Below are 24,373 nucleotides of genomic sequence, written 5' to 3' on the forward strand. Positions count from 1 at the left end.
CGGACGCCGGGTCAGCGCCGGTGGGACCCCTGCAGAGGACGGGGTTCAGTGGCGGCGGCCAGGTGGCTGTGCCGGCGGCCGTACGCCACGTACAGCACCAGGCCGCCGGCCATCCAGATCGCGAAGTTGCGCCAGGTCTCGCCGGTCAGGTTGAGCATCAGCCAGCCGGTGGCGGTCGCGGACAGCACCGGCAGCAGGGGCATCATCGGCACCCGGAACCCACGCTCGAGGTCGGGCTGCGTGCGCCGCAGCACGATCACCGCCAGGGCGCAGAACAGGAACGAGAAGAGGGCGCCGATCACCAGCAGCTGCTCGAGCTGGAAGAGCCCCGGCCACAGCGCGAGCACGGCGGCGATCGAGCCGGCGACCAGGGCAGCGGTGCTGGGGGCCAGGAAGGTCGGGCTGACCCGGCCGAGTGACGGCGGGAGCAGGCCGTCGCGGCCCATCGCGAACAGCACCCGGCTCTGGGCGATCAGCACCACCATGATCACGGTGGTCAGCGCAAGCAGGGCACCGAGGTTGACCACCTGGGCGGCCCATCCCACACCGACCGCCTCGAGAGCATCGGAGACGGGCGCCGGCGAGCCGAGCTCGGCCGAGGGTCGCAGCCCGACCAGGACGACAGCCATCGCCACGTAGAGCAGGGTGACGATCGCCAGCGAGATCATCATGCTGCGGGGGATGCTGCGCCGCGGCTCGTGCGCGTCCTCGGCGGCAGTCGCGATCAGGTCGAAGCCGATGTAGGCGAACACGATCACGCCGGCGGCACTGAACACGCCGACCGCGCCGAACTGCTCGGTGGAACCGACCAGCATCTGCAACACGGTGCGTGGCCCGTCGGTGGCCTCGGCCTCGCGGCCCTGGGGGACGAACGGGGTGTAGTTGCCGGGAGTGACGTACGCCGCGCCGACCGCGATCACGAAGCCGATCACCGCGAGCTTGGCGGCCACGACCCAGGTCAGCACCCGGGCGGAGAGCTTGGTGCCGGTGACCACCAGCAGGCCGATCACGGCGACCGCGACGAACGCGACCCAGTTGGTGCCGGTGTCGGCCGAGGCGTGCTCACCCAGCCAGGCGGGGACCTCGAGGCCGAACCCGTCCAGGGTGGCCACGAAGTACGTCGCCCAGAAGCGACCGACCAGCGCCGCGGCGACCACGAGCTCCAGGACCAGGGCCCAGCCCACCAGCCACGCCCAGACCTCACCGATGGCGACGTAGCTGAAGGTGTAGACGCTGCCGGCCGCCGGGATGGTCGAGGAGAGCTCGGCGTAGCTGAACGCCGCGAGCAGGCAGACCAGCGAGGCGATGCCGAACGAGATGATCACCGCCGGTCCGGCCGCGGTCGCGGCCTGCTGGCCGGCCAGGCCGAAGATGCCGGCGCCGATCATCACACCGAGGCCGAGCATCACCAGGTGAGCGGTGCCGAAGACCCGGGGGAGACGATGCCGGCCGGCGTCGACGCGATGGATCGCGACCTCAGCGGGCAGCCTGCGGCCCGGGGACGTATGCCGAGTCATACTCACCTCATGGTTCGGGGGTGTCCGCTGTGCGGACAAAGAGCCTCAAGGAGCGCACGCTATCCCTCGACGGTCCGATTTGTCAGGTCCCGGTGCCGGTGGGATCACGGAGGTGGAACCGGAGGTCTGGTCCCGGGAGGACGACGAGATTGGCGGCTACGGGCAGTGGGACGTATAGAATTGGCGGCTGCTGCCCGCTGGCCTCCGGCGCGGGCGACTCCGACACCCCCGACTCGAAGAGGCTCACGCGCGCATGGCAACAACGAACGACCTGAAGAACGGCATGGTTCTCAAGCTCGAGGGCCAGCTCTGGACCGTCGTCGAGTTCCAGCACGTCAAGCCCGGCAAGGGCCCGGCCTTCGTGCGCACCAAGCTCAAGAACGTCGAGTCGGGCAAGAACGTCGACAAGACCTTCAACGCCGGCACCAAGGTCGAGACTGCCAACGTTGACAAGCGCACCATGCAGTACCTCTACAACGACGGCACGTCCTACGTCTTCATGGACACCTCCACCTACGACCAGCTCGAGGTGACCCCCGAGATCGTCGGTGACGCCGCGAACTTCATGCTCGAGAACCAGGAAGCCATCGTGGCGACCAACGAGGGCCGCGTGCTCTTCGTCGAGCTACCCGCCTCGGTCGAGCTGCTGATCAGCCAGACCGACCCCGGCCTCCAGGGCGACCGTTCCACCGGTGGCACCAAGCCGGCCACCCTCGAGACCGGCCACGAGATCCAGGTCCCGCTGTTCATCAGCTCGGGCGAGAAGGTCAAGGTCGACACCCGCGACTCGTCGTACCTCGGTCGCGTCAAGTCTTGAGCGCCCGCACCAAGGCCCGCAAGCGCGCCCTCGACGTCCTGTTCGCCAGCGAACTGCGCAACGAGGGTCCCGTGATCGCACTCGACCGGTCGATCGCCGACGGCGAGGGACCGACGAACGACTACACCGCCACGCTGGTGCGCGGCGTGGTCGAGCACCAGGAAGAGATCGACGCGCTGCTCTCGGGTGCGGCCGAGGGCTGGACCCTCGACCGGATGCCGGCGGTCGACCGCAACGTCCTGCGCATCGGCACGTGGGAGCTGCTGTACGCCGACGACGTCCCCGACGCCGTGGCGGTCTCCGAGGCGGTCAACCTCGTGCGTGACCTCTCCACCGACGAGTCGCCCGGCTACGTCAACGGAATCCTCGGCACCATCCAGCGCACGAAGGCCTGATCCGCGAACATGTGAAGGCTCTCACCGGGCCTTCACCTGCGGCTCATCGGCGGCCGTGAACCTGTTCTCCTCACTACTCGGAGGAGAACAGTTCATGAACACCGTCCTGATCCTGGCGTTCGACGTCGCGGCCATCGCCGTCCTGGCACACGGCATCTACTTCCGGCGGCACCGTCGCCGGGACATGCTGATCGCCTACACCGCCCTCAACGTCGGTGTGATGGCCGTGGCGATGGTGCTGGCCACCTCGACCGTGGCGGCGGGTCTCGGGCTCGGGCTGTTCGGGGTGCTGTCGATCATCAGACTCCGTTCCTCGGCGTTGACCCAGGAGGAGGTCGGCTACTACTTCGCCTCCCTCGCGCTGGGACTGATCTGTGGGCTGCGCCCCGACCCGGTGTGGGTGGCACCGCTGGTCGGTGTCCTGTTGGTCGCGGTCATGTACGTCGCCGACCACCCGCGGATGCACGTGCACAACCGCCAGCAGGAGCTGACGCTGGACCGCGCCATCACCGACGAACGCGTCCTGGTCGCCCGGCTCGGCGAGCTGCTCGGGGCGGAGATCCAGCGGTTCATCGTCACCGAGACCGACCTGGTGCGTGACGTCACGGTCGTCGACGTCCGCTACCGCGTGCACCCGCAACGCCGACCGCTCGACGCCGGGCGGGACGACCAGCCCGAGCACGACCGCCTCGAGCCGGAGTCGACGCCGTACCCCGCCACCGCCCTGCGCGACCAGCGGCCGGGCGTGCGATGAACCGGGGACCCGCAGCCGTTGCCCAGCGGGTCGGGGTCGGTGCCTTCGCCCCGATCACCCTGGCCGAGGTGGTGGAGGCGGCCTCGCTGCAGACCCGGGTGGACCGGAAGTACCTGATCCCTCCGGACGCCTTCGCGGTCCTGATGCAGGGGCTGGTCGGGACCTGTCGCGTGCTGGAGATCGACGGGCTGCGCGACTTCCGCTACGAGTCGGTCTACTTCGACACCGCCGGGCTGGACTCCTACCGCCGCGCGGCGACCGGTCGCCGCCGCAAGTTCAAGGTGCGCACCCGTAGCTATCTCGACTCGGGAGGCACCGTGCTCGAGGTGAAGACCGAGGGCGGCCGGGAGGAGACCGTCAAGGACCGACTGGCCACGACCGCGGCGCAGCGCGACAGCCTCGACCCGGCGGGCCTCGCGTTCGTGGACGCACGCATCGACGTTCCGGCGTGCGGGCTGCGGCCGGTGCTCACGACCACCTACCACCGGGCCACCCTGGTCGACGCGGACGCCGGCTTCCGGATGACGTGCGACGCCGGCCTCCGCCTGAGCGACCGGGCCGGCACCGTGGTCGAGATGACCGACCACGTGCTGGTCGAGACCAAGTCCCTGCGCGGGGCCGGGCCGGCCGACCGGTTGCTGTGGCGGCTCGGGCACCGACCGGTGCCGATCAGCAAGTACTGCGTCGGGATGGCCGCGGTCGACCCGCGGCTGCCGGCCAACCGCTGGAACCGGACGCTGCGGCGCTACTTCGGATGGCGTCCGGCGTGACCTGGGACACACCGGCTCGTTGAGCGGCTCGTGGAGATCTCCCGTCGTGACCTGCTGAGATCCGGACTGGCCGTGGGTGCGGTCGCCTCCTTGGGCGGTGCCGGCCTCGTCGTCGACCCCGCACGTGCGGCTCCGGGCGTGCCGATCGCGGCGGCCGGTACGACCCTCGAACGCACCTTGCTGCGCGGTCCGGCCGGTGGGGGCGGGTACCGGCAGGTCGTCCACGGGCCGGGGGAGCCGCACGTCGTGCGCACCGACCTGGGTACGCCGGCGAGCGCCGGGCGCGACGGTCGGCGCCGGGGACTCCTGGCCTTCGCCCACCTCACCGACCTCCACGTGGTCGACGCCCAGTCGCCGATGCGCCTGGAGTGGCTCGACCGCTTCGACGACCAGGACAAGCCCGGCGACCCGACGACGGGACTGGCCTCCTCGGCGTACCGACCGCAGGAGATGCTCAGCGCCCACGTCGCGGAGTCGATGGTGCGCGCGGTCAACGACGTCGGGGTCGGGCCGGTCACCGGTGCGCCGCTCGCCTTCGCCCTGCAGACCGGCGACAACTCCGACAACGCCCAGCGCAACGAGGTCCGCTGGAACATCGACCTGCTCAGCGGTGGGACCACGGTGACCCCCGACTCCGGCGACCTGACCCGGTGGGAAGGCGTGGCCGACAACGACCGCCTCCACTACGACGTCCACTACTGGCATCCCGACGGCAACCCGCCACTCACCCAGGCCGACCAACCCCGCCGGCTGTACGGCTTCCCGTCGGTCCCCGGCTTGCTCGCCGCAGCGCGAACACCGTTCGTGGCGCAGGGCCTTGGCATCCCGTGGTACTCCGCGTTCGGCAACCACGACGGCCTGGTGCAGGGGAACTTCCCGCCGGGCAGCCTGGGACTCGCGATGAGTGCGGTCGCCACGGGCGGCCTGAAGCTGATCTCACCGCCACTCGGAGTCTCCTTGGCCGACCTGATGCGTCTGCTCGGGCAGGACTACCAGGGCTTCCTGCAGGGCCTGGCCCTGACGCCGTTCGTGCGGGCGGTGACGCCCGACCCGGAACGCCGGATCCTGACCCGGGGCGAGGTCGTGGACGAACACTTCACCACCACAGGCTTCCCGGTGGGCCACGGTTTCACCGAGCAGAACCGGGCCCAGGACACGGCCTACTACGCGTTCGACCAGGGACCGGTGCGCTTCCTGGTGCTCGACACCGTGAACCAGAACGGCTACTCCGACGGCTCCCTCGACCGGCCACAGTTCGACTGGTTGGCGGCCCAGCTGGCCGCCTCGCGGGACCGCCTCGTCGTCATCTCGAGCCATCACACCAGCGACACGATGACCAATCCGCTGGTGGCCGCGGGGGGAGAGGTGACACCTCGGGTTCTCGGGCCCGAGGTCGTCACGCTGCTCCTCGGGCATCCGCAGGTCATCGCATGGATCAACGGCCACACTCACCGCAACCAGGTGTGGGCACGCCGGCAGGAAGGTCTGCCGGGTGCGTTCTGGGAGATCAACACCGCGTCGCACGCCGACTTCCCGCAGCAGTCACGACTTGTCGAGATCGTCGACAACCTCGATGGATCGCTCTCGATCTTCAGCACGATGCTCGACCACGCCGGCCCGGCGGCGTACGGCGGTCGCCTGCACGACCCGGTGGCGCTGGCCGGGCTGGCCCGTGAGCTCAGCGCCAACGACTGGCAGGAGCGGTCCCAGGACCGTCGTGGCGCCACTGACGCACGCAACGTGGAGCTGCTGATCGAGGCGCCCGCGCTGGCCTGAGGTCGAGCCGGGCGGGGTCACATCGGGCGGGGGGCGTCCAGGGAGAAGTGGACGTCGTCCAGCAGCGCGCCGGGGTGACGGCCCGACGGCAGCCACCCGGGCAGCTCGCCGACGGATGACACGTCGGCCTCGACCCTGGACAGCCGCATCCGGCCACGCGCCTTGAGCCGGGTCCCGCGAAGGGAGTGGTCCGGGAACTCCTGGGCCACGCGGGCCCTGCTGACCACAGGGAGCCGCGGCCCCTTTGCGCGGGCCGTGGCCGACACCTGCCAACCGGCGCCAGTGGCGCTGGACGCGGTGAACGGCGTTCCGTCGGCGGGGGCGCCGGAGAAGTCGGCCAGGGTCTTGGGGATCGACCAGTTGGCGCGTCCGCCGACCAGGCTGCTGGGGGAGTCGACCGCCATGAACGGGATGGTCGCCACGAGGCGTCGGCCGAGTCCCCGCCCGAACAGGACAGCGACGGCGCCGAACACCTCGTCGTAGGTGCCGACCGGGGTGTCGGCGTAACGCACGAGTCCGCCGACGACTGCGACAGCCCTACCCCGGTCGCGCACCGAGGCGGGAAGCGCTGCCGTCGCCGCGGGAGTCGCCTTCGACCACCACACGACGGCGGAGGCCCTGACGGACCAGGGAGCCGGTGCGGAATTTCCGGGAAGTGTGCCGACCAGCTCGGGTGGGAGGTCGGTCTCGGGCACGCCGTACACGTCGGTCGGGTCGAAGCTGTCCATGCCGACAGCATGACGCACCACCGGTGCCATGGACATCGCGGCCGTCACCGACTTGAGTGGAGCCATGGACGTCGACGTGATCGTGATCGGACTCGGCCCGGGCGGCGAGTCCGCGGCCACCCAGCTCGCGAAGGCGGGACTCAAGGTGGTCGGCATCGACCGAAGACTGGTCGGCGGTGAGTGCCCCTACTTCGGCTGCATCCCGTCGAAGATGATGATCAGGGCGGCTGACGTGCTCGCCGAGGCCCGGCGGATCCAGGGACTGGCCGGTTCCGCCGACGTACGCCCCGACTGGTCGGTGGTCGCCGACCGGATCCGCGACGAGGCCACCGACGACTGGGACGACCAGGTCGCCGTCGAGCGGCTGGAGGCCGCCGGCGCGGTCTTCGTGAGGGGAGAGGCCCGGATCACCGGACCTGGCCGGGTCGAGGTCGACGGCACGACGTACGTCGCGTCGCGCGGCGTGGTGCTCAACACCGGCACCGAACCGGCCGTGCTGCCGATCGACGGGCTCTCCGGGTCGCCGTACTGGACGAACCGCGAAGCGGTGCGGGTCACCGAGCTGCCGGCGTCGATGGCCGTCATCGGTGGTGGCGCCATCGGCGTCGAGCTGACCCAGGCCTTCGCCAGGTTCGGCGTCGAGGTGACCCTGCTCGAGGTGGCCGACCGGATCCTGGCCCCCGAAGAACCCGAAGCGTCGGCGCTGGTCACCCGGGCGCTGGAGGCGGACGGTGTCCACGTGCGCACCGGGGTGCGGATCGACCAGGTGCGCCACGACGGGCGGTTCCACCTCACGGTCGACGGCGACAGCGTCGAGACGGACCAGCTGCTGGTCGCCGCGGGTCGGCGCACCAACCTCGCCGGCATCGGGCTCGACACGCTCGGCCTCGACGAGACCGCGCGCAGCCTGGAGACCGACGGGCGGATGCGGGCCGGCGAGCGGCTCTGGGCGATCGGCGACATCACCGGGAAGGGCGCCTTCACCCACATGTCGATGTACCAGGCCGACGTGGCGGTGCGCGACATCCTCGACCAGGACGGTCCGGCCGCCGACTACCGCGCGGTCTCGCGCGTGACGTTCACCGACCCCGAAGTCGGGTCGGTCGGCCTCACCGAGCACCAGGCCCGCGAGCGCGGTGGCGACGTACGCGTCGGCCTCTCCGCCGACCTCGGCACTCGCGGCTGGATCGCCAAGGGCGAGGGCCTGATCAAGCTCGTCGCGGACGGTGACGTGCTCGTGGGTGCCACCGCGGTCGGGCCCAGCGGGGGAGAGGTGCTCTCTATGCTGACCACGGCCGTGCACGCACGGGTCCCGATCGCGACCCTGGCATCGATGCACTACGCCTACCCCACCTTCCACCGCGCGGTCGCCACGGCCGTGCAGGAGCTGGCCTGATCCGTTCGGCTGCACCTCACGCGCCAACACTGGTGTACTTCCTCCATGGGAGATCAGGGCGACGACCTGGGGGAGAAGGCCGACGAGCTCGGTCGGCGTGCCGACAACAGCGACACCGTCGACCACGCGGTGAGGTTCGGGCTGGTGGTCTACGGGCTCGTGTATCTCCTCGTCGCCTGGCTGATCGTCCAGCTGGCACTGGGCGAGCGGCGAGGTTCTGTCTCGACCAAGGGCGCGCTCAAGGAGGTCGCGGAGCAGCCGTTCGGCGACGTCCTGCTCGTGGTGGTCGCCGCGGGCATGGTCGTGCTCGTGCTGTGGCGGCTGCTCGACCTGTTCGTGGGGCACCGCGACGAGGAGGGCGCTGACCTGTGGCGTGGACGCGGCGCAGACCTGCTCAAGTCCGCAATTTACGGATTCCTCGGGTGGAAGGCGTTCGGACTGGCCACGGAGAGCTCGTCGAGTGGAGGCACCAAGGTGCTCACCGCACGGATCATGGACCTGCCGATGGGCCGGGTCCTCGTGGGCGCGATCGGGCTCGCGATCGTCGGCTACGGAGTCGCCAACCTCTGGAAGGGTCTCAGCAACAAGCACCGCGAGCACCTGGCGCACGAGGGCCGCAGTGGCAACGCAGGATCGGCGTACCTGCTCCTCGGCAAGGTCGGCTACGTGTCCAAGGGGCTGGTGGTCGGGCTGGTCGGCGCGCTGTTCGTCTACGCGGCGATCACGCACGAGCCGAAGGACTCCAGTGGGGTGGACGGCGCCGTGCGGGAGATCCTGCACCAGCCGTTCGGTACGCCGCTGCTGGTGGCGGTCGGCCTGGGCATCGCGAGCTACGGCCTCTTCGCCCTGGCCCGGGCACGGCACCTCTCACGATGACGTCGCGCCGACGCTGGACCGGTGCCGCGGCGTGGTCGATCGGCTGCTAGAGTTCGGGTCGTTCGACATCCTTTAACGAGCCGTCCCGTGAGGCGGAGAAGGAGGTCCGGCAAGCACATGCCTGCCCCGACCCAGCCCGGCGATGACGCCACTCCCGAGGGTCACATCGTGCTCGATGCCCGTGACATCTCCCGGGCGCTGACTCGCATCAGCCACGAGATCCTTGAACGCAACAAGGGCCCCGAAGACCTGGTCCTCCTCGGCCTGCACACCCGCGGCGTCCCGCTGGCCAAGCGGATCGCGGAGCGCATCGAGTCCGTCGAGGGCACGCCGATCGCGGTCGGCTCGCTCGACGTCACTATGTACCGCGACGACCTGCGCTCGCACCCGACCCGCGGGCCGCAGAAGACCGTGGTGCCGGCTGGCGGCATCGATGGTCGCACCGTCGTGCTGGTCGACGACGTGCTGTTCTCCGGCCGCACAATCCGCTCGGCCCTCGACGCGGTCAACGACCTGGGCCGCCCCTCGACGGTCCGGCTCGCCGTGCTGGTCGACCGCGGCCACCGTGAGCTGCCGATCCGGGCCGACCACGTCGGCAAGAACCTCCCCAGCGCCCGCAGCGAACGGGTCAGCGTGCGCCTCGACGAGATCGACGGCCACGACGAGGTCCGCATCTCCCAGATCGGAGCCAAGCCGTGAAGCACCTGCTGTCCATCAACGACCTCGACGTCGACGCGATGCGGATGATCTTCGACACCGCCGCCGAGATGCACGACGTGCAGCACCGCGAGGTCAAGAAGCTGCCCGCCCTGCGTGGCCGCACGGTGATCAACCTGTTCTTCGAGGACTCCACCCGCACCCGGTCGAGCTTCGAGATCGCCGGCAAGTGGCTCTCGGCAGACACCATCAACATCACCGGCAAGGGCTCCTCCACGTCGAAGGGCGAGAGCCTGCGCGACACCGTGCTCACCGTCTGCGCGATGGGCGTCGACGCGCTGGTCATGCGCCACCACGCGAGTGGGTCGGCGCAGCAGGTCAGCGAATGGGTCGACGCGGTCGTGATCAACGCCGGTGACGGAACCCACGAGCACCCCACCCAGGCGCTTCTCGACGCCTACGCGCTCGAGCTGAAGCTGGGCAGCCTCGAGGGTCGCCGCATCGCGATCGTCGGAGACCTCACCCACAGCCGGGTCTTCCGCAGCAACGTGCTGGCCCTGACCAAGCTCGGCGCCGACGTCACCGTCGTGGCGCCACCGACCCTGATGCCCAGTGGCATCGACGCCTGGGCGAAGGCGAGCGGCTTCTCGACGTCCTACGACCTCGACGAGGTCCTGCCCGGCGCCGACGCGGTGATGATGCTGCGCGTGCAGCGCGAGCGCATGAACGGCGCGTTCTTCCCGACCGCCCGCGAATACACGGTCCGCTACGGGCTGACCCGTGACCGACTGGCCACCCTCAAGCCGGACACCCCGATCCTGCACCCCGGCCCGATGAACCGCGGCCTCGAGATCGCCGCCGACGCTGCCGACGCCGCCCAGTCGCTGGTCCTCGACCAGGTCTCGGCCGGAGTCGCGGTGCGCATGTCCGTGCTCTACCACCTGCTCGCCGGAGAGGAAACCGCATGAGCACCCACACCAGCCCCGGCGACAAGATCGTCGTCAAGGGAGCGTCCCTGCTCGGTGAGCAGGCGACCGACCTGCTGCTCGAGGACGGCGTGATCCGCGAGATCGGCTCCGTCTCCGAGAAGGGCGCCCGCGTGATCGAGGCCGACGGCCTGGTCGCCCTGCCCGGGCTCGTCGACCTGCACACCCATCTGCGTGAGCCCGGTCGCGAGGACGCCGAGACGATCCGCACCGGCTCCGCTGCCGCTGCGGTCGGCGGCTACACCGCGGTGCTGGCGATGGCCAACACGAGCCCGGTCACCGACACCGCCGAGAACGCCGAGCGGGTCTTCGACCTGGGTCGTGCGGCCGGGCTGGTCGACGTACACCCGGTGGGCGCGGTCACCCGCGGCCTGGCCGGGGAAGAGCTCGCCGAGCTCGGCCTGATGGCCACCAGCCGGGCCCGCGTGCGGGTCTTCTCCGACGACGGCAAGTGCGTCGGCGACGCCCGCGTGATGCGCCGGGCCCTCGAATACGTCAAGGCGTTCGGCGGCGTGATCAGCCAGCACTCCCAGGACTCCTCACTGGCCGGCGCCTCCGCGTGCTGCCACGAGGGCGAGGTCTCCGGCCAGCTCGGCCTGCCCGGCTGGCCCGGCATCGCCGAGGAGGTCATCGTCGCCCGCGACGTGATGCTGGCCCGTCACACCGGCTCCCGCGTCCACGTCGCCCATGTGAGTACGGCGGGCAGCGTCGAGGTGATCCGCTGGGCCAGGGCCCAGGGCATCGACGTCACCGCCGAGGTCACGCCGCACCACCTGCTGCTCACCACCGACCTGCTCACCGGCTACGACCCGACGTACAAGGTGAACCCGCCGCTGCGTCCGGTCGAGGACGTCGAGGCGCTGCGTGCCGCCCTGGCCGACGGCACGATCGACGCGGTGGCCACCGACCACGCACCGCACGCCCGCCACGACAAGGAGCACGCCTTCGTCGACGCGGCCTTCGGCATGCTCGGCCTGGAGACCGCGCTCGGCGTGGTCAACACGGTCATGCGCGGCAACGACCTGCTCGACTGGGCCGGCGTGGCCCGCGTCATGTCGGCCAACCCCGCACGCATCGCCGGTCTCGCCGACCAGGGCCAGGCCCTCCAGGTCGGCGCCCCGGCGAACCTCACCCTGATCGACCCCGAGGCCCAGGTCACCGTCGACCGCGACGCCTCCGTCTCCCTCTCCCGCAACAACCCGTGGCACGGCCGTACCCTCGCCGGTGCGGTGCACGCCACCCTGTTGCGTGGAGTGCCCACCGTCCTGGAAGGAAAGCTCGTATGACTGAGGCTGTGCTGGTGCTCGAGGACGGCCGGGTCTTCCATGGCGAGTCCTACGGCGCCGAAGGCGAGACGTTCGGCGAGGCGGTGTTCTCCACCGGCATGACCGGCTACCAGGAGACGCTCACCGACCCGTCGTACCACCGCCAGGTGGTCGTGATGACCGCCCCGCACGTCGGCAACACCGGCGTCAACGACGAGGACCCCGAGTCCTCGCGCATCTGGGTGTCGGGCTACGTGGTCCGCGACCCCGCCCGCGTCCCGTCGAACTGGCGCTCGGTGCGCTCGCTCGACGACGCGCTCCGCGACCAGGGCGTCGTCGGCATCTCCGGCATCGACACCCGTGCGCTGACCCGACACCTGCGCGAGCGCGGCGCCATGCGGGTCGGCATCTCCTCGACCGGCGGCAGCGTCGAGGCCCTCCTGGAGAAGGTCCGCGCGTCCGGCGAGATGGCCGGCGCCGAGCTCTCCGGCGAGGTCTCGACCAGCGAGGCGTACGTCGTACCCGCGGTCGGGGACAAGCGGTTCACCGTCGCCGCCCTCGACCTCGGCATCAAGGCGAACACGCCGCGGATGATGGCTGAGCGTGGCATCGAGGTGCACGTGCTGCCGGCGAACTCGAGCATCGACGACGTGCTCGCCGTCAAGCCCGACGGCCTCTTCTTCTCCAACGGCCCCGGCGACCCGGCCGCCACGACCGGTCAGGTCGAGCTGCTCAGGACCGCACTCGAGCGCGGGCTGCCCTTCTTCGGCATCTGCTTCGGCAACCAGCTCTTCGGTCGCGCACTCGGCTTCGGCACCTACAAGCTGAAGTACGGCCACCGCGGCATCAACCAGCCGGTGATGGACCGTACGACGAACAAGGTCGAGGTCACCGCGCACAACCACGGGTTCGCTGTCGACGCCCCGCTCGACAGGGCGACCGAGACCGACTTCGGCACCGTCACCGTGAGCCACGTGTGCCTCAACGACGACGTCGTCGAGGGCCTCGAGCTGCGCGACGACACCGGCAACCTGAAGAGCTTCTCGGTGCAGTACCACCCCGAGGCCGCCGCCGGCCCGCACGATGCGGCGTACCTCTTCGACCGGTTCATCGACCTCATGGAAGGGCAGGCCTGAGATGCCGAAGCGTGAAGACATCAAGTCGGTCCTGGTCATCGGCTCCGGGCCGATCATCATCGGCCAGGCCTGCGAGTTCGACTACTCCGGCACCCAGGCCTGCCGGGTGCTCAAGGCCGAGGGCCTGCGGGTGATCCTGGTCAACTCCAACCCGGCCACGATCATGACCGACCCCGAGTTCGCCGACGCGACGTACGTCGAGCCGATCACGGCCGAGTTCGTCGAGAAGGTGATCGCCAAGGAGCGCCCCGACGCGCTGCTGGCCACACTCGGTGGCCAGACCGCCTTGAACTGCGCGGTCGCCCTCGACGCCAACGGCGTCCTCGAGAAGTACGGTGTCGAGCTGATCGGCGCCAGCATCGAGGCCATCGACCGCGGCGAGAACCGCCAGGTGTTCAAGAAGATCGTCGACGAGCTGGGCGGCGAGAGCGCCAAGTCGATCATCTGCCACTCCATGGACGACCTGCTCGCGGCGGCCGACGAGCTCGGCTACCCGATGGTGGTGCGTCCGTCGTTCACGATGGGCGGCACCGGCTCCGGCATGGCCTACAACGAGGCCGACCTGCGCCGCATCGGCGGCTCCGGCCTGGCCGCCAGCCCGACCACCGAGGTGCTCCTCGAGGAGTCGATCCTCGGCTGGAAGGAGTACGAGCTCGAGGTCATGCGCGACACCGCCGACAACGTGGTGATCATCTGCTCGATCGAGAACGTCGACCCGATGGGCGTGCACACGGGTGACTCGATCACCGTCGCGCCGGCGATGACGCTCACCGACCGCGAGTACCAGAAGATGCGCGACCTCGCGATCGGCATCATCCGCGCGGTCGGCGTCGACACCGGCGGCTGCAACATCCAGTACGCCGTCAACCCGGCCGACGGCCGCCTGATCGTCATCGAGATGAACCCCCGGGTCTCGCGTTCCTCCGCACTGGCCTCGAAGGCGACCGGCTTCCCGATCGCGAAGATCGCGGCCAAGGTGGCCATCGGCTACACGCTCGACGAGATCCCCAACGACATCACCAAGGAGACGCCGGCGAGCTTCGAGCCGAGCCTCGACTACGTCGTGGTGAAGGTGCCGCGGTTCGCGTTCGAGAAGTTCCCCGGCGCCGACCCGGTGCTCACCACGCACATGAAGTCGGTCGGCGAGGCGATGGCGATCGGCCGCAACTTCACCGAGGCCCTGCAGAAGGCACTGCGCTCGCTCGAGAGCAAGGACGCGGTCTTCGACTGGAGCCACCAGTGGGTCGACCTCGACAAGTCCGCACTGCTCGACGAGATCCGGGTGCCCCACGACGGCCGCCTGCGCAAGGTGATGGACGCGATCCGTGCCGAGGCCACCCCCGAGGAGATCTTCGAGTCCACCAAGATCGACCCCTGGTTCCTCGACCAGCTCGTGCTGATCAACGAGGTGGCCGGCGAGATCGCCGCCGCCGACGGTCTCACGCCGAGCCTGCTGCGCAGGGCAAAGCGGCACGGCTTCTCCGACGCCCAGATCGGCAAGATCCGCAACATGGGTGCCGACGTGGTCCGCGGAGTGCGCCACGCCCTCGGCGTACGCCCGGTGTTCAAGACCGTCGACACCTGTGCCGCCGAGTTCGCCGCCCAGACGCCGTACTACTACTCGTCCTACGACGAGGAGTCCGAGGTGCTCCCGCGCGAGAAGGAAGCGGTGATCATCCTCGGCTCGGGCCCGAACCGCATCGGCCAGGGCATCGAGTTCGACTACTCGTGCGTGCACGCCAGCATGGCGCTGAGCGAGGCCGGCTACGAGACGATCATGGTCAACTGCAACCCCGAGACCGTCTCGACCGACTACGACACCTCCGACCGGCTCTACTTCGAGCCGCTCACCCTCGAGGACGTCCTCGAGATCGTCGACGCCGAGCGCGCCGCCGGCCCGATCGCCGGGGTCATCTGCCAGCTCGGGGGACAGACCCCTCTCGGCCTGGCCCGCGGACTCGAGGAGGCCGGCGTGAAGATCGTCGGCACCTCGCCGGCCGCGATCGACCTGGCCGAGGAGCGGGGCGCGTTCGGCCGGGTCCTGCACGAGGCCGGCCTGCCCGCCCCCAAGCACGGCACGGCGACGACCTTCGGCCAGGCCCGCGAGATCGCCGAGGAGATCGGCTACCCGGTGCTGGTGCGGCCGTCGTACGTCCTGGGCGGCCGCGGCATGGAGATCGTGTACGACGAGGGCGCGCTGGAGTCCTACCTCGAGAAGTACGTCGCCAACGGCCTGATCAACGAGAAGCAGCCGGTGCTGGTCGACCGGTTCCTCGACGACGCGGTCGAGATCGACGTCGACGCGCTGTTCGACGGCGAGGAGCTCTTCCTCGGCGGCGTGATGGAGCACATCGAGGAGGCCGGCATCCACTCCGGTGACTCCTCGTGCGCGCTGCCGCCGATCACCCTGGGCAGCTCGGAGATCGAGCGGATCCGCAAGTCCACCGAGGCGATCGCCCGCGGCATCGGCGTGCGCGGCCTGCTCAACATCCAGTATGCAATGGCCTCCGACGTGCTCTACGTGCTCGAGGCCAACCCGCGCGCCTCCCGCACCGTGCCGTTCGTCTCCAAGGCGACCGCCACTCCGTTGGCCAAGGCCGCGGCCCGGGTGATGCTCGGTGCCTCGATCGCCGACCTGCGTGCCGAGGGCCTGCTCCCGGCCGGCGACGGCGGCCTGCTGCCCGACGGCTCGCCGATCGCGGTCAAGGAGGCGGTCATGCCGTTCAACCGGTTCCGTACGCCGGAGGGCACCATGGTCGACGCCGTGCTCGGGCCGGAGATGCGCTCGACCGGTGAGGTGATGGGCTTCGACGCCGACTTCGGCACCGCCTTCGCCAAGGCCGAGGCAGCCGCCTACGGGTCGCTCCCGCTGCAGGGCAAGGTGTTCGTCTCGGTCGCCAACCGCGACAAGCGGCACATGATCTTCCCGATCAAGCAGCTCGCCGAGATGGGCTTCGAGATCGTCGCCACCGCCGGCACGGCCGAGGTGCTGCGCCGCAACGGCGTCACCTCCACCGTGGCCCGCAAGCACTTCGAGGGCGACGGCCCCGGGGGTGAGCAGACCATCGTCGGACGCATCCACGACGGCGAGATCGCCCTGGTCGTGAACACGCCGCACGGCACCACCAGCGGTGGCTCGCCACGCGTCGACGGCTACGAGATCCGGGCCGCGGCGATCATGACCGACATCCCCTGCATCACCACGATCCAGGGCCTCGGTGCCGCCGTACAAGGCATCCAGGCGATGCAGGCCGGCAGCATCGGCGTCCGGTCGTTGCAGGACTGGGCGAAGCTCCTCACCAGCAACACGAAGAAGGAGGAGCCGACCGCGTGAAGCCTTACGCGCTGCTCTTCGACCACGTGCTGACCCGCACCGATCCGGAGCGGGCCCACCACGCGGCCTTCGCCGCGATCCGGGCGGGTCGTCCGGTGACGGGTGCAGTCCGCCGACGGCTCGTGCCCGACCAGCCGGTGACCGCGTTCGGCCTCACGTTCGCCAACCGGCTGGGGCTGGCCGCCGGCTTCGACAAGAACGCCCTCGGCATCGACGCGCTGGCCGGGCTCGGCTTCGGCCACGTCGAGATCGGCACGGTGACCGGGGAACCGCAGCCGGGCAACCCGAAGCCGCGGCTGTTCCGGCTGCCCGAGGACCGCGCGGTGGTCAACCGCATGGGCTTCAACAACGACGGCGCCGAAGTGGTCGCCCGACGACTCGCGGCTCGGCGCGCAAGAATCCACGGTTCGCGCATCAAGAGTCCACGGTTCGCGCAGGACGGATCGAGAACAGTTCTCGGGGTGAACATCGGCAAGACCAAGGTCGTGCCCGAGGACGACGCGATCGCCGACTACGAGAAGTCCACGCGGCTGCTGGCCCCCGAGGCCGACTACCTCGTCGTCAACGTGAGCTCACCGAACACCCCCGGCCTGCGCAACCTGCAGGCCGTCGAGAAGCTCGAGCCGCTGCTGGCCGCCGTACGCCGGCAGGCCGACGCGGTCACCGAGCAGCACCTGCCGCTGCTGGTGAAGATCGCACCCGACCTCAGCGACGACGACGTCCTGGCGGTCGCCGACCTCGCCAAGGCCCTCGGCCTCGACGGCGTCATCGCCACCAACACGACGATCTCCCGCGACGGACTGCGCAGCCCCCGCGACAAGGTCGACGCGATCGGTGCCGGCGGGCTCTCCGGACGGCCCCTCGCCGACCGCTCCCTCGACGTGCTGCGCCTGCTCAAGGGCCGCGTCGGCGACGACCTCGACCTGGTCTCCGTCGGCGGCCTCACGACGCCCGACGACGCGCGGGCCCGCCTCGACGCCGGGGCCGCACTGCTGCAGGGCTACACCGCGTTCATCTACGAGGGCCCGCTGTGGCCGCGGCGGGTGCTGCGAGGCCTGGCCGACTGATGAGCAGCGCACGCGATCCGCTCCACGTCACCGGCGAAGTGCTGGTGGTGAAGAAGATCGGTGCCTACCGCCACCTCACCATCGCGGCCTCCGGCATCGCCGAGCGCTACCGCCCGGGCACGTTCGTCGCGGTGTCCATCGGCGACCTCACCCCGCGCGCCCACCTCGCCCGCCGCAGCTTCTGGATCACCGGCGTCCGGCCGACCGGCAGCCACGGACCGACCATCGAGCTCGTCGTCGAGCCACGCGGCGTCGGCTCGACCTGGCTCGCCGACCGGCGCCAGGGCGACCACCTCGAGCTGACCGGACCCCTGGGCCGCCCGTTCGCGCTGCCCAAGGAGCCGGTGTCCTGCCTGCTGGTCGGTGAGGGGTACGCCGCCGGTGCGCTCTTCCCGCTGGCCGAGCGGCTCCGGGCGCGTTCGTGCACCGTCACGATGCTGCTCGGCGCACCCGACGAGGTCCACCTGCTCGGCGCACTCGATGCCCGGCGAGCCGCTCGCGCCGTCTCGGTGGTCACCGGTGACGGCTCGGTGGGCCGCCGCGGCGACATCGCCGGCGCCCTGCCCGAGGTGATGGACGGCATCGAGGTGGTCTACGCGACCGGGTCCCACGGGGCCCTCCACGCGGTCGCCGCCGCCGCGGAGCAGCACGGCGCCTGGAGCCAGGTCGCCGTCGAGACGCCCCAGGCCTGTGGCACCGGCCTGTGCCAGGGCTGCCCCCTGCCCGTCGTCGGCGAGGACGGCGTGGCTCGCGTGGTGCGGGCCTGCGCCGAGGGTCCGGTGATCCGGGGAGACCGGGTCCGCTGGGCCGACCTGGGGGTCTCATGAACCTCGGCAGCGTCACCCTGGCGAACCCGGTCATGACCGCCTCGGGGTGCGGTGGCACCGGCCGTGAGCTCGCCGACTTCGACGCGCTCGACGCGGTCGGGGCGTTCGTCACCCGCTCGATCACCCTCGACCCGCGCCCCGGGTCGCTGCCGCCCCGCGTCGTGGAGACGCCGTCCGGACTGGTGCACACGATCGGCCTGCAGAACCCCGGGCTCGACCAGTTCCTCACCCGCGAGCTGCCCTGGCTGGCCGCCCGGCGGACCCGCACCTTCGTCTCGGTCGCCGGCTCGACCCTGGGGGAGTACGCCGACCTCGGCCGCCGGCTCGGACGTTCCCCGGGAGTCACCGGCATCGAGGTGAACCTCTCGGAGCCGGGCGACCTCGGCCTGTTCGACACCCGTGAGCCGTTCCAGGCCGCCCGGGTGGTGCAGGCCGTACGCCGCGACCTGCCGCCGGGCCTCCCGGTGATCGCCAAGCTCGCGCCCGACCCGACCCGCATCGTCGAGACCGCGCGGGCGATCGCCGAGGCGGGCGCCGACGCCGTCGTGCTCGGCAACGCCGCCCCGGCCCTGATGCCCGACGGTCGACCCGCGGGGCTGAGCGGCCCGGCGATCCGCCCGCTCGCCCTGCGCTGCGTGCACGACGTCCACGCCGAGCTGCCCGACCTCCCGCTCATCGGCACCGGCGGCATCACGACCGCCGACGACGCCAGGGCCTTCCTCGCCGCCGGTGCGTTCGCCGTACAGATCGGCACCGCACTGCTCCACGACCCGACCACCGCCGCCCGCATCGCGGCCGAACTCCAGGGAGAACCCACATGACCAGCACCAGCTTCGGCGCCCGCTACCGGGCCGCGCTCGACACCCGGGGCCCGCTCTGCGTCGGCATCGACCCGCACTCCTCACTGCTCCTCGACTGGGGCCTCGACGACGACGTGGCCGGCCTCGAGCGCTTCGCGATGACCGTCGTGGAGGCGGTGGCCGGCGAGGTGGCCGTGGTCAAGCCGCAGTCGGCGTTCTACGAGCGCTTCGGCAGCCGCGGCATCGCCGTCCTCGAGAAGGTGATCAGCGAGAGCCGGGCCGCCGGCACCCTGGTGCTGCTCGACGTGAAGCGCGGCGACATCGGCTCCACGTCGCAGGCCTACGCCGACGCCTACCTCGACCCCTCCTCGCCGCTCTTCTCCGACGCGATCACGGTCAGCCCCTACCTCGGCTTCGGCTCGGTGACGCCGATGATCGAGACCGCGCTGCGCAACGAGGCCGGCGTCTTCGTGCTCGCACTCACCTCCAACAAGGAGGCTCCCGAGGTGCAGCACGCGGTCGACGCCGACGGGCGCACCGTCGCCGGGGGAGTGCTGGCCAGGCTGCGTGAGCTCAACGCCGGAGCCGACCCGCTCGGCTCGATCGGTGCCGTGATCGGCGCGACCATCGGCGACACGGGGGAGGACTTCGACTTCAACGGCCCGATCCTCGCGCCCGGTGTCGGCGCCCAGGGCGGCACCGTCGACGACGTACGCCGCATCTTCGGCTCCGCCGCGCGCAACGTGACACCCAGCAGCTCACGGCAGCTGCTGCTGCAGGGCCCCGACGCGTCGAGACTGCGTGACGCCGTACGCCGCACCAACGACGAGTTCCGGGCCCTGGCGGTCTGATGCGTCGCCTGTTGCCTGCGCTCCTCGCCGCCCTGCTGGTGCTCCCCACCGGGTGCGCGCAGAGCAAGGAGGAGGCGCGCGACGCCTACTGCAAGAAGGTGAAGGCCGAGAGCGAGTCGATCACCCGCAAGGTCGATGAGGGCGGCGCCGGTGCGGCCCTCGACCTGCTGCCGACCCTGGAGGGCCTGGCCGAGGAGTCCCCGGACGACCTGAAGGACGAGTGGCAGACCTACCTCAACGCCCTGCGTGGCTGGCGCGACGCACTGGACGACGCCGGGCTGGACCCCGAGGACGTCGCCAAGGGCCTGCCCGAGGGGCTCTCCCGCGAGGAGCGTCAGCGAGTGCTCGGGGCGATCTCGGTGGTGCAGGGTGACGACGTCAAGGCGGCCTCCGAGGGCATCGAGCAACAGGCACTCGACGTGTGCGGCACGTCATTGCTGTGAGGTGACGGGGCACCCCAGCGTTGCCGAGGCACAAGGCCTGTGACTAGATTGACCACCACGTCCGCCACCGCACGATCGATCGAGGATTCCCACCCGTGGCCCTGCCCCCGCTCACACCTGAACAACGCCAGGCTGCCCTGGACAAGGCCGCCGCTTCGCGTCGGGAACGCGCCGAGGTCAAGAACCGGCTGAAGAACTCCGGTGCCTCGATCGTCGACGTCCTCCACGAGGGCCAGTCCAACGAGGTCATCGGCAAGATGAAGGTCGTCGACCTGCTCCAGTCGATGCCGGGCCTGGGCAAGGTCCGCGCGCGTCAGCTGATGGAGCGCCTGAGCATTGCCGAGAGCCGCCGCGTCCGCGGCCTGGGCAGCAAGCAGGTCGCTGCCCTCGAGGCCGAGTTCTCCTCGCGGGGCTGAGGACTTGACGGCACCCCAGTCCAACCGGCTCGTCGTCCTGGCCGGACCCACCGCGGTCGGCAAGGGCACCGTGGCCTCGGTGATCCGCGACGACCACCCCGACGTGTGGATCTCCGTGTCGGTGACCACCCGCCCGGCCCGCCCCGGCGAGGTCGAGGGTGTGCACTACCACTTCGTCTCCGACGAGCGCTTCGACGAGATGGTCGAGCGTGGCGAGCTGCTCGAGTGGGCGGTCGTGCACAAGGCGGCCCGCTACGGCACCCCGCGCGGCCCCGTCGACGAGGCACTGGCGTCCGGCCGGCCGGCCCTGCTCGAGATCGACCTGCAGGGTGCACGCCAGGTCAAGGTGAACATGCCGGAGGCGCTCTTCGTCTTCCTGGCCCCGCCCAGCTGGGACGAACTCGTCCGCCGACTGGTCGGCCGCGGCACCGAGGACGAGCGCGAACGCGAGCGTCGCCTCGAGACGGCGCGGGTCGAACTCGCCGCCGAGGCCGAGTTCGACAAGACCATCGTGAACCGCGAAGTTCACGCTGCAGCCCACGAGTTGGTAACCTTGATGAAGGCCCCTCTGCGGGCCTGATGAAATCCAGCCATCGCTGGGTGCAATTCCAACTACTTGTGAGGCGTGTGCACGTGTCTGTCCCCACCGGCGAGGGTGTCACCAACCCTTCCATCGACGATCTGCTCACCAAGACGGACTCGAAGTACAAGCTGGTCCTCTACAGCGCCAAGCGCGCCCGGCAGATCAACGCCTACTACTCCCAGCTCGGCGAGGGCCTGCTCGAGTACGTCGGCCCGCTGGTCGACACCCACGTCCAGGAGAAGCCCCTCTCGATCGCCCTGCGCGAGATCAACGAGGACCTCCTGACCTGCACCGACATCGACCCGGCCGAGCTCGCCGCTGAAGAGGCCGCTGCTGCTGCCGCCGCCGCGGAGCCCGATCTCACTGCGTCCGAGTAACTCCCCGGAGTTCCGATGACGGAATCCTTGCACCACGACGTGGCCGCTTCCGCTGTGCGGGAGCGGCCTCGTGTCGTCCTCGGAGTCAGTGGCGGCATCGCGGCCTACAAGGCATGTGAGCTGCTGCGCCGCTTCACCGAGTCCGGCCACGACGTCACTGTCGTACCCACCGCCGCCGCCCTGGAGTTCGTCGGTGCCCCGACGTGGGCGGCGTTGTCCGGCAAGTCGGTGGCCACCGACGTCTGGACTGGCGTCGAGCAGGTGCCGCACGTCCGCATCGGGCAGTCGGCAGACCTCGTCGTGGTCGCCCCGGCCACCGCCGACCTGATCGCCAAGGCGGCACACGGCCTCGCCGACGACCTGCTCACCAACACGTTGCTCACGGCGCGTTCCCCGATCGTGTTCGCCCCGGCGATGCACACCGAGATGTGGGAGCACCCGGCCACGGTCGCCAACGTCGCCACCCTGCGGTCCCGCGGCATCCTGGTCATCGAGCCGGCCGAAGGCCGGCTCACCGGCAAGGACACCGGCAAGGGGCGCCTCCCCGAGCCCGCCGAGATCTTCGAGTTCTGCACCGACGTGCTGGCGCGCGGCGCCGTACCCGCCGACCTGACCGGCCGGCAGGTCGTCGTGTCCGCCGGCGGCACCCGCGAGTACCTCGACCCCGTGCGCTTCCTGGGCAACCGTTCCTCGGGCCTCCAGGGCTACGCGCTCGCCCGCACGGCCGCCGCCCGGGGCGCGGAGGTGACCCTGGTCGCGGCCAACGTCACGCTGCCCGACCCGGCCGGAGTCAAGGTGGTGCCCGTGTCGACCACGGCCGAGCTGCGCGACGCGGTGGTGAGCGCCACGGCGTCCGCCGACGCCGTCGTGATGGCGGCCGCGCCCGCCGACTTCCGGCCGACCAGCGTCAGCAGCGACAAGATCAAGAAGGCCGCCGACGGCTCTGCGCCGGCCATCGAGCTGGAGCAGAACCCCGACATCCTCAAGGAGATCTCGCACCACCGGACCCGTGAGGCGCAGGTGATCGTCGGCTTCGCTGCCGAGACCGGCGACGACACCGGCACGGTGCGTGAGCTCGCCCTCGCCAAGCTGGCCCGCAAGGGCTGCGACCTGCTGGTGGTCAACGACGTCAGCGGGGGAGCCGTGTTCGGCAGCCCCGACAACGAAGCGGTGATCCTGTCCCGGGAGGGGGAGGCGACCGAGGTCCCGCGCGGCACCAAGGGAGCCCTGGCCCACGCCATCTGGGACCAGGTGGCACGGCGACTGACCTGACCGTCAGGGCAAGATTGCGGTGAGACACGAGCACGTAACTCCACCGCTGGACTATCGTTTTGAGAGCACACCAACAATTCGGGAGTGAGATCCACTGTGGCTGGACGCCTTTTCACGTCGGAGTCGGTGACCGAGGGTCACCCCGACAAGATCGCTGACCAGATCAGCGACACCGTTCTTGACTACCTCATGGAGAACGACGCCGACAAGGAGAACCTGCGCGTCGCCGTCGAGACCCTGTTGACCACGGGCCTCGTCGTCGTCGCCGGTGAGGTGCGCACCAACGCCTACGCCCCGGTCGCCGAGCTGGTCCGCAAGAAGATCCTCGAGATCGGCTACGACCACTCCGACAAGGGCTTCGACGGCACCACCTGTGGCGTCCAGGTCGCGATCGGCGGCCAGTCGGTCGACATCGCCGCCGGTGTCGACGACGGCCACGAGTCGCGGGTCGGCTCCTCGGACGACGACCTCGACAAGCGTGGTGCCGGCGACCAGGGCCTGATGTTCGGCTACGCCAACGACGACACCCCCGAGCTGTTCCCGCTGCCGATCAAGATCGCGCAGACCCTCTCGGAGAAGCTCTCCGAGGTCCGCAAGGACGGCACGCTGCCCTACCTGCGTCCCGACGGCAAGACCCAGGTCACCATCGAGTACGACGCCGACAACCGTCCGGTGCGCATCGACACGGTGGTGCTCTCCACGCAGCACTCCGCCGAGATCGACCACCCCACGCTCGAGGGCGACATCAAGAAGCACGTCATCGACGCGGTGCTCGAGGGCTTCGACATCCCCTCCGACGACTACCGCATGCTGGTCAACCCGACCGGCAAGTTCGTGGTCGGTGGCCCGATGGGTGACGCCGGCCTGACCGGTCGCAAGATCATCGTCGACACCTACGGCGGCATGGCCCGTCACGGTGGCGGCGCGTTCTCCGGCAAGGACCCGTCGAAGGTCGACCGCTCCGCGGCGTACGCCATGCGCTGGGTGGCCAAGAACGTCGTCGCCGCGGGCCTGGCCCGTCAGTGCGAGGCACAGGTCGCCTACGCCATCGGCAAGGCGCACCCGGTGGGTGTCTTCATCGAGACCTTCGGCACCGGCACCGTCCCGGACGAGAAGATCCAGGAAGCCGTGCTCCAGGTCTTCGACCTGCGCCCGGCCGCGATCATCCGCGACCTCGACCTGCTCCGCCCGATCTACGCCAAGACCGCTGCCTACGGCCACTTCGGTCGCGAGCTCCCCGAGTTCACCTGGGAGCGCACCGACCGCGCCGACGCCCTCAAGGCCGCCGCCTCCGGCTGATCCGTTTGTAGCATTCCCCGGTGCACCGGGG

General features: G+C 70.5%; 24 protein-coding genes. 22 read left to right on the forward strand and 2 right to left on the reverse strand.

The features are described 5' to 3' along the window. Positions 1-11: 11 nt before the first annotated feature. Positions 12-1,517: an amino acid permease gene (locus ASH02_RS10930; protein WP_082620861.1), complete on the reverse strand. Its 1,506-nt coding sequence runs from the start codon at positions 1,515-1,517 to the stop codon at positions 12-14. Between the two features lie 253 nt (positions 1,518-1,770). Here ASH02_RS10930 and efp point away from each other — a divergent pair, with 253 nt between their 5' ends. From efp to ASH02_RS10955, 5 genes are all read left to right on the forward strand, one after another. Beyond that, positions 1,771-2,334 (forward strand): elongation factor P, encoded by a 564-nt coding sequence (gene efp, locus ASH02_RS10935; RefSeq protein WP_056677498.1) that lies wholly within the window; start codon positions 1,771-1,773, stop codon positions 2,332-2,334. Then, positions 2,331-2,729: a transcription antitermination factor NusB gene (nusB, locus tag ASH02_RS10940; protein WP_056677500.1), complete on the forward strand. Its 399-nt coding sequence runs from the start codon at positions 2,331-2,333 to the stop codon at positions 2,727-2,729. Before efp ends, nusB begins: the two co-directional genes overlap by 4 nt. 94 nt (positions 2,730-2,823) lie before the next feature. Continuing rightward, positions 2,824-3,483 (forward strand): DUF4956 domain-containing protein, encoded by a 660-nt coding sequence (locus ASH02_RS10945; RefSeq protein ID WP_057294747.1) that lies wholly within the window; start codon positions 2,824-2,826, stop codon positions 3,481-3,483. Beyond that, positions 3,480-4,253 (forward strand): polyphosphate polymerase domain-containing protein, encoded by a 774-nt coding sequence (locus ASH02_RS10950; RefSeq protein WP_057294748.1) that lies wholly within the window; start codon positions 3,480-3,482, stop codon positions 4,251-4,253. The genes ASH02_RS10945 and ASH02_RS10950 overlap by 4 nt, the downstream gene beginning before the upstream one ends. A gap of 30 nt (positions 4,254-4,283) precedes the next feature. Continuing rightward, complete coding sequence (locus tag ASH02_RS10955) at positions 4,284-6,029, forward strand: TIGR03767 family metallophosphoesterase (RefSeq protein ID WP_156409752.1); 1,746 nt, start codon at positions 4,284-4,286, stop codon at positions 6,027-6,029. Between the two features lie 17 nt (positions 6,030-6,046). Here the strand turns inward: ASH02_RS10955 and ASH02_RS10960 are convergent, their stop codons facing one another. Then, on the reverse strand, positions 6,047-6,757 hold the full coding sequence (locus tag ASH02_RS10960) for an acetoacetate decarboxylase family protein (protein WP_162262585.1): 711 nt from the start codon (positions 6,755-6,757) through the stop codon (positions 6,047-6,049). A 28-nt stretch (positions 6,758-6,785) separates the two neighbouring features. On the opposite strand from ASH02_RS10960, the gene ASH02_RS10965 reads away from it, so the two are divergent. The 17 genes from ASH02_RS10965 (at position 6,786) to metK (ending at position 24,342) form a co-directional block, all read left to right on the forward strand. Further along, positions 6,786-8,153 carry a dihydrolipoyl dehydrogenase family protein gene (locus ASH02_RS10965; protein ID WP_082620862.1) on the forward strand — a complete coding sequence of 456 codons (1,368 nt, stop codon included), beginning with the start codon at positions 6,786-6,788 and terminating at the stop codon, positions 8,151-8,153. Between the two features lie 45 nt (positions 8,154-8,198). After that, complete coding sequence (locus ASH02_RS10970) at positions 8,199-9,029, forward strand: DUF1206 domain-containing protein (RefSeq protein ID WP_057294751.1); 831 nt, start codon at positions 8,199-8,201, stop codon at positions 9,027-9,029. A 117-nt stretch (positions 9,030-9,146) separates the two neighbouring features. Then, the gene (gene pyrR / locus ASH02_RS10975) at positions 9,147-9,728 is read left to right on the forward strand and encodes a bifunctional pyr operon transcriptional regulator/uracil phosphoribosyltransferase PyrR (protein ID WP_057294752.1); all 582 of its coding nucleotides are present in this window, start codon (positions 9,147-9,149) and stop codon (positions 9,726-9,728) included. Further along, positions 9,725-10,654 carry an aspartate carbamoyltransferase catalytic subunit gene (locus ASH02_RS10980; protein WP_056677519.1) on the forward strand — a complete coding sequence of 310 codons (930 nt, stop codon included), beginning with the start codon at positions 9,725-9,727 and terminating at the stop codon, positions 10,652-10,654. Before pyrR ends, ASH02_RS10980 begins: the two co-directional genes overlap by 4 nt. Continuing rightward, positions 10,651-11,958, forward strand: coding sequence for a dihydroorotase (locus ASH02_RS10985; RefSeq protein WP_057294753.1), 1,308 nt, complete (start codon positions 10,651-10,653; stop codon positions 11,956-11,958). Before ASH02_RS10980 ends, ASH02_RS10985 begins: the two co-directional genes overlap by 4 nt. Beyond that, positions 11,955-13,073: a glutamine-hydrolyzing carbamoyl-phosphate synthase small subunit gene (gene carA, locus ASH02_RS10990; protein ID WP_057294754.1), complete on the forward strand. Its 1,119-nt coding sequence runs from the start codon at positions 11,955-11,957 to the stop codon at positions 13,071-13,073. Before ASH02_RS10985 ends, carA begins: the two co-directional genes overlap by 4 nt. A gap of 1 nt (position 13,074) precedes the next feature. Beyond that, positions 13,075-16,407 (forward strand): carbamoyl-phosphate synthase large subunit, encoded by a 3,333-nt coding sequence (gene carB / locus ASH02_RS10995; protein ID WP_057294755.1) that lies wholly within the window; start codon positions 13,075-13,077, stop codon positions 16,405-16,407. Continuing rightward, positions 16,404-17,474 (forward strand): quinone-dependent dihydroorotate dehydrogenase, encoded by a 1,071-nt coding sequence (locus ASH02_RS11000; RefSeq protein ID WP_057294756.1) that lies wholly within the window; start codon positions 16,404-16,406, stop codon positions 17,472-17,474. Before carB ends, ASH02_RS11000 begins: the two co-directional genes overlap by 4 nt. After that, positions 17,474-18,301, forward strand: a complete 828-nt coding sequence (locus tag ASH02_RS11005) for an iron-sulfur cluster-binding protein (protein WP_156409753.1) — start codon at positions 17,474-17,476, stop codon at positions 18,299-18,301. Before ASH02_RS11000 ends, ASH02_RS11005 begins: the two co-directional genes overlap by 1 nt. Further along, a complete protein-coding gene (locus tag ASH02_RS11010; protein WP_056677537.1) occupies positions 18,298-19,122 on the forward strand; it encodes a nitronate monooxygenase in 825 nt (274 codons plus the stop codon). The genes ASH02_RS11005 and ASH02_RS11010 overlap by 4 nt, the downstream gene beginning before the upstream one ends. After that, positions 19,119-19,952: an orotidine-5'-phosphate decarboxylase gene (gene pyrF, locus ASH02_RS11015; protein ID WP_057294758.1), complete on the forward strand. Its 834-nt coding sequence runs from the start codon at positions 19,119-19,121 to the stop codon at positions 19,950-19,952. Before ASH02_RS11010 ends, pyrF begins: the two co-directional genes overlap by 4 nt. After that, positions 19,952-20,395 carry a hypothetical protein gene (locus ASH02_RS11020; RefSeq protein WP_057294759.1) on the forward strand — a complete coding sequence of 148 codons (444 nt, stop codon included), beginning with the start codon at positions 19,952-19,954 and terminating at the stop codon, positions 20,393-20,395. The genes pyrF and ASH02_RS11020 overlap by 1 nt, the downstream gene beginning before the upstream one ends. 95 nt (positions 20,396-20,490) lie before the next feature. After that, the gene (gene mihF, locus ASH02_RS11025) at positions 20,491-20,811 is read left to right on the forward strand and encodes an integration host factor, actinobacterial type (protein ID WP_056677546.1); all 321 of its coding nucleotides are present in this window, start codon (positions 20,491-20,493) and stop codon (positions 20,809-20,811) included. A gap of 4 nt (positions 20,812-20,815) precedes the next feature. Further along, positions 20,816-21,391 carry a guanylate kinase gene (gene gmk, locus ASH02_RS11030; RefSeq protein WP_057294760.1) on the forward strand — a complete coding sequence of 192 codons (576 nt, stop codon included), beginning with the start codon at positions 20,816-20,818 and terminating at the stop codon, positions 21,389-21,391. A 53-nt stretch (positions 21,392-21,444) separates the two neighbouring features. Continuing rightward, positions 21,445-21,771: a DNA-directed RNA polymerase subunit omega gene (rpoZ, locus tag ASH02_RS11035; protein WP_056679305.1), complete on the forward strand. Its 327-nt coding sequence runs from the start codon at positions 21,445-21,447 to the stop codon at positions 21,769-21,771. Positions 21,772-21,786: 15 nt separating this feature from the next. Further along, on the forward strand, positions 21,787-23,043 hold the full coding sequence (gene coaBC / locus ASH02_RS11040; protein WP_056677553.1) for a bifunctional phosphopantothenoylcysteine decarboxylase/phosphopantothenate--cysteine ligase CoaBC: 1,257 nt from the start codon (positions 21,787-21,789) through the stop codon (positions 23,041-23,043). Between the two features lie 96 nt (positions 23,044-23,139). Beyond that, a complete protein-coding gene (gene metK, locus ASH02_RS11045) occupies positions 23,140-24,342 on the forward strand; it encodes a methionine adenosyltransferase (RefSeq protein ID WP_057294761.1) in 1,203 nt (400 codons plus the stop codon). Positions 24,343-24,373: the final 31 nt, after the last annotated feature.

The sequence above is a fragment of the Nocardioides sp. Soil796 genome (assembly GCF_001429525.1).
Taxonomy (GTDB): Bacteria; Actinomycetota; Actinomycetes; order Propionibacteriales; family Nocardioidaceae; genus Nocardioides.